Source organism: Lentzea alba (assembly GCF_011067745.1).
Classification (GTDB): domain Bacteria; phylum Actinomycetota; class Actinomycetes; order Mycobacteriales; family Pseudonocardiaceae; genus Lentzea; species Lentzea alba.
Genome location: NZ_JAAMPJ010000017.1, coordinates 1 through 12407, shown reverse-complemented (window position 1 = coordinate 12407; position 12407 = coordinate 1). Strand labels below are relative to the sequence as shown.

The window sequence follows — 12407 nt, the reverse complement described above, 5'->3', positions numbered from 1 at the left end:
GAGGAGGCGCTGTGACCACCACCGCAGCACCACTGGATGTAACCGCTCTTCGGGCGGACTTCCCGATCCTGTCTCGCACCGTTCGTGACGGGAAGCGCCTGGTCTACCTGGACTCCGGCGCCACCTCGCAACGCCCGACGCAGGTTCTGGACGCGGAGAAGGCATTCCTGCAGACCGCCAACGCGGCGGTCCACCGGGGTGCCCACCAGCTGGCCGAGGAAGCGACCGACGCGTACGAAGGTGCGCGTCAGCGCATCGCGGACTTCGTCGGCGCCGACTTCGGCGAGCTGGTGTTCACCAAGAACGCCACCGAGGGCTTCAACCTCGTGGCGTACGCGATGGGCAACGCCGCCACCTCGGGCCCCGAGGCCGCGCGTTTCGTCGTCGGTCCCGGCGACGAGATCGTCGTGACCGAGATGGAGCACCACGCGAACCTCGTGCCGTGGCAGCAACTCGCTGCCCGCACGGGTGCCACGCTGAAGTGGTTCAAGCTCACCTCGGACGGTCGTCTTGACCTGTCCGATGTGGACAGCGTGATCACCCCGCGCACCAAGGTCGTGGCGTTCACGCACCAGTCGAACGTGACCGGCGTGATCAACCCGGTCGACGTGCTCGTCGCGGCGGCGCAGAAGGTCGGCGCGCTGACCGTGCTGGACGCGTGCCAGTCCGTTCCGCACGGCCCGGTCGACTTCCACGCGCTCGGTGTCGACTTCGCGTCGTTCTCCGGCCACAAGATGCTCGGCCCGTCCGGCATCGGTGTCCTCTACGGACGGCGCTCGTTGCTGGAGGCGTTGCCTCCCTTCATCACCGGCGGCTCGATGATCGAGCTGGTCAAGATGGAGGGCTCGACGTTCGCTCCGCCGCCGCAGCGCTTCGAAGCCGGTTCGCCGATGACGTCGCAGGCCGTGGGCCTCGGCGCGGCGGTCGACTACCTGACCGTCGTGGGCATGGAACGCATTCACGCCCACGAGCACGCGCTGACCGTTGCGGCGCTGGAAGGTCTTGGTTCGGTTCGCGGTGTTCGCCTGCTCGGTCCGCAGGACGCGGTCGACCGGGGCGGCGCCGTGCCGTTCGAGATCGAGGGTGTGCACCCGCACGACGCCGGCCAGGTGCTTGACAGCCTGGGCATCGCCGTGCGCGTGGGCCACCACTGCGCGTGGCCGCTGCACCGCTGCCTGAACGCCCAGTCGTCGGTGCGCGCGACGTTCTACCTGTACAACACGCTGGACGAGGTCGACGCACTGGTCGACGGCGTCCGCGAAGCGCAGAAGTTCTTCGGGGTGGCCTAGAGATGCAGCTCCAGCAGATGTACCAGGAGATCATCCTGGACCACTACAAGAACCCGCACGGCCGAGGCCTGCGCGACCCGTTCGACGCGGAGTCGTTCCAGGTCAACCCGACCTGCGGCGACGAGGTCACGCTGCGCGTGCACGTGGTCGACGACGTCGTGCGGGACGTCTCCTACGACGGCCAGGGCTGCTCGATCAGCCAGGCCTCGACGTCGGTGTTGACCGACCTCGTCGTGGGTAAGCCGGTGGGCGAGGCCTTCAAGAAGATGGACGCGTTCGTCGAGCTGATGCAGGGCCGCGGCAAGGTGGAGCCCGACGAGGACGTCCTGGAAGACGGCATCGCCTTCGCCGGCGTAGCGAAGTACCCGGCACGCGTGAAGTGCGCGCTGCTGGGCTGGATGGCCTTCAAAGACGCAGTAGCACGGAGCCAGGGAGCAGCATGAGCACCGAAGAAGTGGTCCGGGGAGCCGAAGGCATGCCGGTCTTCGAGCCCAAGGCTGACGTCGCCGCGCTGGACGACGTGGAAGAGGCGATGCGCGACGTCGTCGACCCGGAGCTCGGCATCAACGTCGTCGACCTGGGTCTCGTCTACGACATCCACGTCGACGAGAAGAACGTCGCCACCATCGACATGACGCTCACCTCGGCGGCCTGCCCGCTGACCGACGTCATCGAGGACCAGACCCGAGCGGCCCTGACCGGCGGCGCGGGCGGCGGTCTCGTGTCGGACTTCCGCATCAACTGGGTGTGGATGCCGCCGTGGGGCCCGGAGAAGATCACCGACGACGGCCGCGAGCAGCTGCGGGCGTTGGGCTTCACCGTCTGATCGACCCAGCCTGACCGAACGGCGCGCACCTCGCGGGGTGTGCGCCGTTCGTCGTAGTGGGCGGATGCGTCGCGGCGATATGCAGGTGTCCGCCATCTTCAGCTGTCGCTTCGTGGCGGAAAGGACCAGCGGACTCCACCTGTGCTCCGCTCGGAAACATGTCTCCGTGTCCATCTTCTGAAACTTCGATTAAATGCGTTGCGGGCCCGCGTGCGGCTCGCTTAACTTGAACCCGTCACAACAGCCGAAGATCAACGGAGGAAGACATGCTCGCCAAGGTCCAGCTCGCGGGATGGCGAATTCTCGCCCTCATCGCCGGCGGTCTGCTGGCAGTGGCGTGGGGCTCCACGCCATGACCTGATCCCCAGGTCATGACCTCGGAGCCGCCCACGGGAAACCTGGGCGGTTTTCTTTTTCGCGGAAACGCGAATGCCGACGAGCTTCGGAAGCGGAACGGATTCCAAACCCGTTACCCGAGGGTTCGACTCCTTCCGTCGGTGCGGTCTGAACAAAACACGCGGTCGTGGTGAACTCGGCGGACACGTCGGTCTTCCAAACCGAAGCAGAGGGTTCGATGCCCTCCGGCCGCTCGCAGGAATGTGGATCTAGCCCAACTGGTAGAGGCACATGGTTGAGGGCCATGACAGTCGGGGTTCGACTCCCCGGATCCGCACGCCCCGGTAGCCCAACGGAAGAGGCAACGCGCTCAGAACGCGTCCAGTCCAGGTTCGAATCCTGGTTGGGGCACGGCACCACACAACTACGGCACCACAACTGAAACGGGGGACGCGCCGGCGCGCAGGTGATCCTTGCAAGATCGCCCTGGAGGGTTCGACACCCTCGTCTTCCACCCGTCCCGTAGCTCAGCACGGTGAGAGCGTCCGTCTGATACGCGGTAGGTCCCAGGTTCAAATCCTGGCGGGACGACCAACGTCCGGTAGCTCAGCGGAAGAGCGTCTGCCTTACAAGCAGAGGGTCCCGGGTTCGAATCCTGGCCGGACGATCACGTACAAAGACGCTGTGGATCACAGCAGCAGAGCGCTGGCCGCCGCCGGCGCGCTCTTCTTCGACGAGCGAGGTCGCATCCTGCTGGTCGAGCCGACCTACAAACCGCACTGGGAGATCCCGGGCGGCGTGGTCGAACACGGCGAGACCCCGAGCGAGGCCTGCCGGCGCGAGGTCGCGGAGGAACTCGGCCTGATCAGGGACACCGGAAGGCTTCTCGTCGTCGACTGGGCTCCGAGCAACGACGACGACCGCGTCCTGTTCGTCTTCGACGGCGGCACGCTCACCGGCGAGGACGACATCCAGCTCCAGGCCGAGGAGCTCAAGTCCTACGAGTTCGTGACGCCCCGACAAGCGCAGCTGCGTCTGATCCCCAGACTCGCGCGCCGCGTCGCCGAAGCGCTGCGAGCCAGGGAAGCGGGCGAGACCCGCTACCTGGAAGACGGCGTCGACCGCGGCTAAACCACACGGCAGGGTGGTCCGCTGAACGGTCCAAGCCCTTGCGGGCCAGATGGCGCTGGGTGCTACTCTCTGTGGTCCTACGGTTACGCAGTTGCTATCTCTGGGGGCCGCCATGAGCCTGCTGGCGCAACTGACAGACGATCCTTGGAGCGGTGTTTCACCGTCCGTGTACGAGACGGGCAGACTCGTGGCCCTCGCCCCCTGGTTGAAGGGCCACGAAGCCAGAGTCCGTTACCTCGAAACCACCCAGCACCCGGACGGCACCTGGGGCGGCCCCGGCGAATACGCGCTGGTCCCGACGCTCAGCGCGGTCGACGCACTCCAAGACCACCCGGCGGCGCGACGAGGTCTGCTGGCGCTCCGCAAGCTGCTCAGCCTCCCGCTGAAACTCCCGGACACGGTCGCGGTCGAGCTCATCGTGCCCGCGCTCGCCGACAGACTCGGCCTGCGCACTCCGTTCGACCCGCGCCCGTTGCACGCCCTCCGGCAACGCCCGTTGCCGGAAAAGCTCTGGCACACCTTGGAGGTCTTCGGCCCGCGTCCCGAGGTCAGGGCGGTCGACGGCATCGTCGCCGCCAGCCCGGCCGCGACCGCCGTCCAGTTGCAGGGGCCGAGACCAGGCCCGAGCCTCGACTACCTCGAAGCCGTCCAGCGCCGGCACGGCGGCCCGGTCCCCGCGGGTGTGCCGGTCCCGTTGTTCGAACGGTCCTGGATCATCGTCGCGCTGAAGTCCGCGGGCCTCGACGTCCCCGATCCGATGGCCGGCCAGATCAGAGCCGCGTTCACCCGCGACGGTGCGGCCGGTGGACCGGGACTTCCCGCCGACGCCGACGACACCGCCACCGCGCTGCACGCGCTCGCGTTGTGCGACAGCCCCCGTCCCACCGACGCCCTCGGCCGCTACCGGGAAGCTCGCCACTTCGCCTGTTTCCCGAACGAGCGCACGCCGTCGACCAGCACGAACGCCCACGCGCTGCAGGCACTCGGCCACGACCGAGTGCTTGAGGAGTGGCTGCGTGACATGCAGCAGCCCGGCGGTTTCTGGCTCGACAAGTGGCACGCCTCGCCCTACTACGCGACCGCGTGCGTGACGAATGCCTTGCGAGGCAACGAAAAGGCCGTCGACTGGGTGCTGAGGACGCAGCAGGCCGACGGTTCGTGGGGCCGTTGGGAAGGCACCTACGAGGAAACGGCGTACGCCATCCGGATCCTGTCGCATTCACGACGCGACGTCAGCAGGGCGATGGTCCGCGGCGCGAACTTCATGCAGGAGTGGGGAGACCGCCCGCATCCACCGTTGTGGCATGACAAAGACCTCTACGCACCAACGAGGATCATCCAGGCGGAAGGCACGGCGGCGTTCCACCTCGCGTGCGCGGTGTGCCGATGAACCGCACCGAGCTGAGGTTCGCCCTGCGGCTGATCCCCTTCCTCGACTCGGTGGAGGACATCGAGGACGGCCTGGTCAAGCTGCGGGACCGGCGCTGGCTCGTCTGGCACCCGGACGTGATGGCCGCGCTGTTCCGCCAGGACCGCGTCCTGCGGCACCCGCCGAGCCGCACGCTGAGCGCGTTGCTGGGCGACCGTTCCGTGCTGTGGCTCGACGGCGCCGAGCACGCCGCGTACCGCCGCACGCTCGCACCCGTGTTGCGCGGCAACAGATATCAGGCGCTCATCGAGGAGATGGTCGAACGCTCGATCGCCGAACTGCCGAGCGGTGACCCGGTGGGGCTCGCCGCGTGGTCCAGAAAGCTCACGCTCAGGATCATCGGCCGCATCGTCTTCGGCGTGGACGACGACGAGCTGCTCACGGCGTTCACCCGCTGGCTCGACTGCCGTCTCGGCAGCCGCGTCCGGACCCTCGCGCACCGCTGTCTCACCCCCGGCGCCACCAGATCCGACCCGGAGCTCGACCGAAGACTCCTGCACCGCGCCCGCACCGCCGAACCACCCTCGCTGGCCGCCTGCCTGCCCCCGGAAGACCTGCGGGACCAGGTCGTCTCACTTCTGTTCGCGGGCCACGAAACCACGGCCTCCGCCACCGCCTGGACGGTGTTCTGGATCGACCGCACCCCCGGCCTGGCCGAGCGGCTCGTGGACGACGGCGACCTGCTCGACGCCACGATCATGGAGTCGCTGCGGCTGTCCCCACCCGCGACGCTCGCCGGAAACCGGATGAGCGAGGACGGCATGGTGATCACCCCGAGCATCTACCTCGCCCACCGCCGCGCCGCGACCTATCCGCACCCGCACGTGTTCGACCCGGCCAGGACCTCACCGCCGCCGGGCGCGTTCTTCCCGTTCGGCGGGGGAGTGCGGCACTGCCCCGGCAAAGACCTGGCGCTCACCGAGATCCGGATGATCGTGACCGCCCTGCTGCGGCACCGGCGGATCCGGCTCAGCATCCCGAACCCCCGCTCACCCCAGTTGCGGGGCGCCGCGATGGCGCCGCCGCCGAGCCTCGCGATGGTGGCCACGTGCCGGCGCTGACCTACCTCCACCGCCTGGAACACCCCTTCGGCGTGCACTACGCGTGCTGCGCCGCGTGGGGTGCCTGCTACGCGACGAGATTCGACCTGGCCGTGGTGATCGCGGTGCTGGCGAACTTCGTCGCGATCATCTCCGGCAACCCGCTCAACGCCTACGCCGACCTCCGCAACGACATCCACACCGCGGAGAAACGGCATCTGGCGCAGGCGGTGCAGGAGATCGGCGCGAACAAGGTCCTCGCGCTGGCGATCTTCGAGATGATTTTCGCCGAGGCGCTGGCGATCGCGGTGTCGTGGCGGGTGGCGGCCGGGGTCGGGCTGATCCTGGTGCTGTACCTGGCGTACAACCTCGAACCGATCAGGTTGAAACGGCGTGGCTACTCAGGTCCGGTGGTGCTGGCGATCGCCGCCGGGCTGTTGCCGAGCGTCACCGCCTACGCGGCGGCCGGGGGACAGCCGGACCCGGCGGTGTGGCTGGTGTTCTCCGGTGTCGCCGCTCTCGCGACCGGCAGAGCGCTCTGGTGGGCCGTGCCGGACCGCGTCGGTGACGCCCGCGTCGGGTCCAGAACGCCCGCGGTCCTTTACGGCATCAGACATGCGGTCAACGCGACGACGCAGCTGACGGTGGGCGGGCTGCTGCTCGTCGGCGGCGGGTTGTGGTTCAGGTTCGGGCCGTTCTGGGCGGCTGTCGGCGTGGTGGCGTGCTCGGCCTTCCTGCTGGCGCGCGACCTGCCGACGGCCAGGAAGCAGTTGCGTTACGGCATGTCGATGGCCGTCGCGTCGACGATCGTGCTGGCCGCTATCCCTTTGCTCGCTTAGGGTTTGCGCGCCAAACCGCCGCATCCCTGGAAGTTCTCCGGATTGCGGTCCTGGTCCTCTTCAGGATCCGGTTCCCACAACGGAATCGGCACGACACCCGGCGCCAGTACCTCCATACCGTCGAAGAACTGCACGACCTGCTCCGGGTACCGGAACGTGAAGGTGGGCAACGGCTGGTCTTCGTACATCGAGCCGAAAAGCCCGACGGCGGCCAGCATGAACGGGTCGCGGCAGGTGTGCGAGAGCCCGAGGTAGCTGCCGGGCGCCAACGCGGCCATGTACTTCGCCAGCATCTTGTGCGGCTCCGCGCCGTCCGGGACGAAGTGCAGCACGTCCAGCACCAGCACGGCGACCGGCTCGGACAGGTCCAGCGTCCGGCGCACCTCCGGCGACTCCAGCACCTTCTCGGGCTGGGCGAGATCCGCGCACAGGTACGAGACGTTCGGGTTGCCCGCGACGATCTCGCGGCCCTCGCTCGCCACCGCCGGGTCGATCTCCACGTACACCACGCGCGCGTCGGGGGCGACGAGGTGCACGTTGCCCGTGGTGGGCAGGCCGGAGCCGAGGTCGATGAACTGCCGCACGCCCAGCGCGGTCAGTCTTTTCACGAGCCTGCCGAGGAACGCGCGGTGCGTGCGGCACAGGTACGGCAGGTGCGGTGCCGCGGACACGAGGTGGGCCGCCAGTTCCTGGTCGGCCTCCGTGTTGTGGGTGCCGCCGAGCCAGTAGTCCCTGACGCGTGCGGTGTTGGGTTTGTCCGGGCCGTTCACTCCCGGTGCCCAGATGGGGGTGGCCACGGGGACTAACTACCGGATGAGGGCTTGGACGCACACCAAGCCGACCAAATGTGTACCTGATCGGATGAATAGCACTCGAATGGATCTCAGACCGGAGCAGTCTGTGCCACCAGGAATCCCACGACGTCGTCCAACCTGCCGCGCCGCGCGAACGCCCTGCGCTGCCGTGCCGCACCCGTGCCGTCGAGCAGCAACCTGTCGATCCCGTCGGTCACCATCTCGTAGTCGCCGGCGAACTCCAGCATCGGCCGCACCCACCGCAACAACGACGCGGCGATCGTGGACGCGGGCGTGGGCGCACCGGTGACCGGGTCGATGCCGAAGCCCGCCAGGCCGTCGCGCGCGGCCCGCCACAGCGCGACCTTCAGCAGGTGCGGAGGGACGTGCACGGGTGCGGCACCGGAACTCAGCGCGGTGGCGGCGATCGCGCGCACCAGCGCCGCCATCAGAACGGCCTCCTCGACCGTCGGCGCGACGTCGGACACCCGCAGTTCGAGCGTGGGGTGGCGGGCGGAGAGCCGGACGTCCCAGTAGAGCATCCCGGCGTCCATCGCCGCGCCGCTCGCGACGATCTCCTCCCGCGCCGCGTAGTACTCGGCCGCCGACTCGAAGTGCGGTGGCGCACCCGAAGTGGGCCAACGATTCCAGACGACGTAGCGCCAGCTCGCGTAGCCCGTGTCGCCGTCCAGCCAGTACGGCGAGTTCGCGCCGAGTGCCAGCAGGGTCGGCAACCACGGCCGCAGGTGGTTGCTCACGAAGATCTTCGACTCGTCGTCCGGGAGCCCGACGTGCACGTGGCAACCGCAGATCGCGAGGTCGTTGGTGAGCGCCCCCATCTCCTGCGCCATCCGGTGGTAGCGCGGGGAGTTCGTCAACGGCGTCGGCATCGTCAGGCCCAGCACTGGCGTTCCGGTCGCGGCGAGCCTGGCGTCGTGGCGCGCGGCCCGTTCGATCAACGCCCGGCGCGCGACGGCGAGCTCGTCGCGCAGCTCACCCATGTCGGTACAGATGCCGCTGGCCGATTCCACCTGGTACTGCGCGATTTCCGGTTGCAGGTCGACCTGGAAGCGGTCGGCGCCGGCGAGCACTTCGTTGGCCCGGTTGGCCAAATGCCCGGTGGAGGCTTCGACGAGGACGAATTCTTCTTCCACTCCAACGGTGAGGAGGGCGTCCATGCTCATGCGTTGCGCGGGTACCGATTGAGTTCTGCTGCCGACCTGCACGCCGGACCTCCTGTGCGCTGAGTAGCGACCTCGATGCTATGAGTGATCAGGTCGTCGCACAGGATGCGTTTGGGTTGTACTTGTCAACTCACCGCGCGTTGCGCGACACCACGCAGCACATCGCGACGTTCGCTGCCCGGCCGGCCCATGACCCAGCTCGACCCGGCGAGCGACTTCGCGTGTTCCTTCACTGGTGCCAGCAACCGGGACACCTCGCGATACGACCCGACTGACCCCGGGGCACAGATAAGGGTCGCAAGAGAGAGGGTGATGTGTCGTCCCTCCGCCGTGTACGGCTTGTCGAGCAAACGAGCACTGAGCGGTACCGTTTCGTCGAGCCCGGCGAGGATGAGGAAGTCGTCCCCGCCCACGTGCCCGACCTGCACACCGGGGAACGTGTGCGCGAGATCCGCCAGGTCGTGCCCGATCTCGCGGATCAGATCGTCGCCAGCCGCGAACCCGACCGTGTCGTTCACCAGCTTGAAGCTGTCGACGTCCAGCCAGGACACCACGAAGATCTCGGCGGCCTCGATGCGCCGGTCGACCTCCTTCGCGATCGCGTCGCTGCCGGGCAGCCGGGTGAGCGGGCTCAGTGCCGCCGCCTGTTCCACCTTGAGCTCGGCGACGCCTCGCACAACGTCCGCAACGCGCACAACACCCATGCACCGCTCGTTGTGGTCCACGACGATGAGGTCGTCGTTGGTGCGCTCACGGTTCGCGTGCGCCACCAAGTCGAGCAGTTCGAGCGCGGACGACTCGGCCCCGATGATGTGCGGCTTGTCCGCGAGCCGTGCGGCTTCTCTCTTGGCGTGCAACGCGTGCCCGTACGGCCCGGTGACCGCGAGCAGGAACCGGTTGCGGTCCACCGACCACTTAGGGCGTCCCTCGTCGTCGATGAGCACGACACCGGTGACCGACGGCTGGGTGGAGAACACCTCACGCACGTTCTCGCTCGTGGCGTGTTCGGGCAACGTCGTGGCGGGATGCAGGAAAGCCGTGATCCGAGGGCCCGTGTTGCTGCGCCGGATCTCACCGGTCTCCGTGACCGCCTCAGGCGCGATGCGGGCGTTGACCGCCGGCCTGCGCTGCGGCGGCGCGAGCATGTTGCCCTGCGCGTGTCCCACACCCAGTTTGCGCAGGTAGGTCAGCTCGGCCTCGGTCTCCACACCTTCGGCCACGACCTGACCGCCCGTGTACTCGCCGAGATGCACCAACGACTTCACCAACGCACCCCGCGCGGCGTCACCCGGCAACGTCCGGACGATCTCGCGGTCGAGCTTGATGTAGTCCGGACTCGCGCTGGTCAGCAGCCCCAGCGGCACGTCGCCCTCGCCCACGCAGTCGAGCGCGATGCGGAAGCCGTTGTTCCGCAACGTCTGCATTCCACGGGCGAGACGCGCGCGATTGGCCCGTGAGTACGGCTCGCCGACCTCGATGACGATGCTGTCGGGCGACCGGCCGGTGTCCCGCAGCGCGCCGTAGAGCGGACTCATGATCTCGGGCTTGTCCGCGACCGTGATCGCGAGCAGGTTGACGTGCAACGGCAGCATGAGGTCGAAGTCGGCCGCGGACCGAATGGCGCGGCAGGCGAGTCCGACGTCGGCGTTGGTCAGCAGACCGGCCTGGAAGGCGGCCTGGAGCAGATCCTGCACGCTGCCGTCGTGCGGCCGGGCCAGAGCCTCCACCGCGACGACGCCCCCGGTGTTCAGGTTGAACAGCGGCTGGAAGGCGAACCTGACGTCATCCAGCAATGCGGGCACGTCTGGAGATCGTGCCGGTGAGAACGACCAGCTCCAAGAGGGTTCACCAGGTGTTCACCAGGTTGGCGCGAAGCCGCCACGGTGCCGCGCGGAAGAGTTCCACCATCGCGGCCGTCGTACCGCGCACGTCCTCCCGTCCGGACAGGTAAGCGCGCTGCAGTTCGGGCGGGAGCCGGAAGAAGAGCTCGAAGAAGTCCCTGGTCTCGGCGGCGTCCAGGCGGAGCAGTGCTTCGAGGCCGAACCGCCTGAGGCCGTGCACGATGCGCGCCTTGCGGGACCAGATGACGTGCTTCGGGTTCTCGCCGGCCTTGACGGCCTGGGCGACCTTCGGGGCGAGGGCCAGCGAAGTGGCCACGCTGTAGCCGGTCGCGGGGTGGATGAAGCCGGCCGCCGCGCCGAATGCGAGGTCCTTCTGGCGTGGTGCGTCCAAGGGGAAGCGGACGCGTTCTTCCTGTTGGCCTGCTTCTAGCCGTGTGTGGAGCCTCGCGCGGAGCTCGCTGAGCGGCATGCCGGGGCGTCTGGCCAGACAGGTCTCCTCTACCAGGACCTTGTTGTGGCCGAGCGGGACTCTGTAGAGGAACGTGTCGCCGTTGCGCCAGTCCATCAGCGTGGTCTCGGTGTCGTTCGACTCGATGACGGTGCCTACGGCCGTTTGTTCAGCACGGCCCTTGCGTGCGCCTGTGGCGTTGAACGTGTAGCGCGCTGCCCTTGGTTCGCGGAGCACTGTCACGTCCTGAGGCAGCTCATGGAGTCGTGCGTTGTCGAGTACGACATAGGTGCGTGGGATCAGGTGCTCCTCGCGCGCGTAGGCGCGGACCACTGAGCTTGTGGCGGCCACCGGTGTGTCTGGTGGGAGCTCGTCGGCCCACGCGCCGTAGGTCGCCGTCCACACACGGTGCGGGTGACGGTCGACGATCGCCGTGTGGAGGCCCTCCTGCGCACACGCGCGTGCGAGCGCACGGCCGGCCGGACCTCCGCCAATCACCACCACGTCGAACTCCACAGGGTCCATGATTGACCTTGTGGCCAAGACCTACCGCCAGCACCTCGTGCGTCGTGTCGGCAACGTCGTCATCAGTCGCGCCGTTTCGCTGGGCATCGCGCCTTCCCACTACGTGCTGCTGTCCATACGTGGGCGACGTAGTGGTGCGGAGCGCACGATCCCTATCCGTCTGATGCTGCATGACGGGCAGGAGTGGTTCGTCGCGCCGTACGGCGTGCGCGACTGGGTGCGCAACGCACGGGCAGCCGGTACGGCGGTCGTGCGAAGGGGACGTAGGTCACGTCAGGTTCGTTTGGTGGAGGTTTCCGCGGCCGTCGCGGCGCCCGTGCTGGCCGCTTATGTGCGCAAGGAGCCGGTGACTAGGCCTTTCTTCGACGCACGGGTCGGCGACCCGGTCTCGGCCTTCGAAGCGGAGGCGGACCGCCATCCGGTCTTCCAGGTGGAGAACGTGCAGGTCAGCGGCGGTTCCGGCGCTTAGGGGCCCCCCGATTTGGAGATCGAAACCGGCCCATGTAATGTTCTCCAAGTCAGAGCGACACGGGCCGGAAAACAAGCCGGAACGAGCCTGGCAACACAAGCCCCGGAAGTAACCAGCAGAAAAGCTGGCGTGACTGCGGTGAGCGCGTGTTCTTTGAGAACTCAACAGCGTGCCGAAACACAGCCAGTAATATATGAATTACCTCCTCGTCGAGGTAGTTCCTTTGAGAGTAATACCAGATTGCCAGACATATTCC

Annotated in this window: 12 protein-coding genes and 5 tRNA genes; 13 read left to right on the top strand and 4 right to left on the bottom strand. The window is 67.8% G+C overall.

Annotated features, from left to right (window positions below; genetic code table 11):
* Positions 1-11: 11 nt before the first annotated feature.
* The 12 genes from G7043_RS42570 to G7043_RS42515 all read left to right on the top strand — a co-directional run bounded on the left by G7043_RS42570 (position 12) and on the right by G7043_RS42515 (position 6890).
* Complete coding sequence (locus G7043_RS42570; protein ID WP_166054515.1) at positions 12-1289, top strand: cysteine desulfurase; 1278 nt, start codon at positions 12-14, stop codon at positions 1287-1289.
* A 2-nt stretch (positions 1290-1291) separates the two neighbouring features.
* Entirely contained in the window at positions 1292-1732 is a 441-nt protein-coding gene (sufU, locus tag G7043_RS42565) for a Fe-S cluster assembly sulfur transfer protein SufU (RefSeq protein WP_166054513.1), read from the top strand.
* Positions 1729-2115, top strand: coding sequence for a metal-sulfur cluster assembly factor (locus G7043_RS42560; RefSeq protein ID WP_166054511.1), 387 nt, complete (start codon positions 1729-1731; stop codon positions 2113-2115). Before sufU ends, G7043_RS42560 begins: the two co-directional genes overlap by 4 nt.
* A gap of 517 nt (positions 2116-2632) precedes the next feature.
* Positions 2633-2705, top strand: a tRNA-Gly gene (locus G7043_RS42555).
* A 9-nt stretch (positions 2706-2714) separates the two neighbouring features.
* Positions 2715-2788: transfer RNA gene (locus tag G7043_RS42550), tRNA-Leu, on the top strand.
* 1 nt (position 2789) lies between these two features.
* Positions 2790-2862 (top strand) — tRNA-Leu (locus G7043_RS42545).
* Positions 2863-2967: 105 nt separating this feature from the next.
* Positions 2968-3045, top strand: a tRNA-Ile gene (locus G7043_RS42540).
* A 1-nt stretch (position 3046) separates the two neighbouring features.
* Positions 3047-3118: transfer RNA gene (locus tag G7043_RS42535), tRNA-Val, on the top strand.
* 17 nt (positions 3119-3135) lie between these two features.
* A complete protein-coding gene (locus tag G7043_RS42530) occupies positions 3136-3582 on the top strand; it encodes an NUDIX domain-containing protein (RefSeq protein ID WP_166054509.1) in 447 nt (148 codons plus the stop codon).
* A gap of 187 nt (positions 3583-3769) precedes the next feature.
* Entirely contained in the window at positions 3770-4972 is a 1203-nt protein-coding gene (locus G7043_RS50225; RefSeq protein ID WP_207312481.1) for a prenyltransferase/squalene oxidase repeat-containing protein, read from the top strand.
* The gene (locus G7043_RS42520; RefSeq protein WP_166054505.1) at positions 4969-6072 is read left to right on the top strand and encodes a cytochrome P450; all 1104 of its coding nucleotides are present in this window, start codon (positions 4969-4971) and stop codon (positions 6070-6072) included. Before G7043_RS50225 ends, G7043_RS42520 begins: the two co-directional genes overlap by 4 nt.
* Entirely contained in the window at positions 6060-6890 is an 831-nt protein-coding gene (locus G7043_RS42515) for a UbiA prenyltransferase family protein (protein WP_166054503.1), read from the top strand. The genes G7043_RS42520 and G7043_RS42515 overlap by 13 nt, the downstream gene beginning before the upstream one ends.
* Here the strand turns inward: G7043_RS42515 and G7043_RS42510 are convergent.
* The 4 genes from G7043_RS42510 to G7043_RS42495 all read right to left on the bottom strand — a co-directional run bounded on the left by G7043_RS42510 (position 6887) and on the right by G7043_RS42495 (position 11682).
* A complete protein-coding gene (locus tag G7043_RS42510) occupies positions 6887-7687 on the bottom strand; it encodes an SAM-dependent methyltransferase (protein WP_166054501.1) in 801 nt (266 codons plus the stop codon). The genes G7043_RS42515 and G7043_RS42510 overlap by 4 nt on opposite strands.
* 86 nt (positions 7688-7773) lie before the next feature.
* Positions 7774-8868 (bottom strand): carboxylate-amine ligase, encoded by a 1095-nt coding sequence (locus G7043_RS42505; RefSeq protein WP_166054499.1) that lies wholly within the window; start codon positions 8866-8868, stop codon positions 7774-7776.
* A gap of 125 nt (positions 8869-8993) precedes the next feature.
* Positions 8994-10670, bottom strand: a complete 1677-nt coding sequence (locus G7043_RS42500) for a GGDEF domain-containing protein (RefSeq protein WP_313888356.1) — start codon at positions 10668-10670, stop codon at positions 8994-8996.
* A 43-nt stretch (positions 10671-10713) separates the two neighbouring features.
* Positions 10714-11682: a lycopene cyclase family protein gene (locus G7043_RS42495; protein ID WP_166054497.1), complete on the bottom strand. Its 969-nt coding sequence runs from the start codon at positions 11680-11682 to the stop codon at positions 10714-10716.
* A gap of 10 nt (positions 11683-11692) precedes the next feature.
* Here G7043_RS42495 and G7043_RS42490 point away from each other — a divergent pair, with 10 nt between their 5' ends.
* Complete coding sequence (locus G7043_RS42490) at positions 11693-12151, top strand: nitroreductase/quinone reductase family protein (protein WP_166054495.1); 459 nt, start codon at positions 11693-11695, stop codon at positions 12149-12151.
* Positions 12152-12407: the final 256 nt, after the last annotated feature.

Bases quoted from the DNA above. Each gene is read 5' to 3' on its own strand.
- sufU (WP_166054513.1), top strand. From the start codon at position 1,292: ATGCAGCTCCAGCAGATGTACCAGGAGATCATCCTGGACCACTACAAG.
- G7043_RS42560 (WP_166054511.1), top strand. From the start codon at position 1,729: ATGAGCACCGAAGAAGTGGTCCGGGGAGCCGAAGGCATGCCGGTCTTC.
- G7043_RS42520 (WP_166054505.1), top strand. From the start codon at position 4,969: ATGAACCGCACCGAGCTGAGGTTCGCCCTGCGGCTGATCCCCTTCCTC.
- G7043_RS42505 (WP_166054499.1), bottom strand. From the start codon at position 8,868: ATGAGCATGGACGCCCTCCTCACCGTTGGAGTGGAAGAAGAATTCGTC.
- G7043_RS42495 (WP_166054497.1), bottom strand. From the start codon at position 11,682: ATGGACCCTGTGGAGTTCGACGTGGTGGTGATTGGCGGAGGTCCGGCC.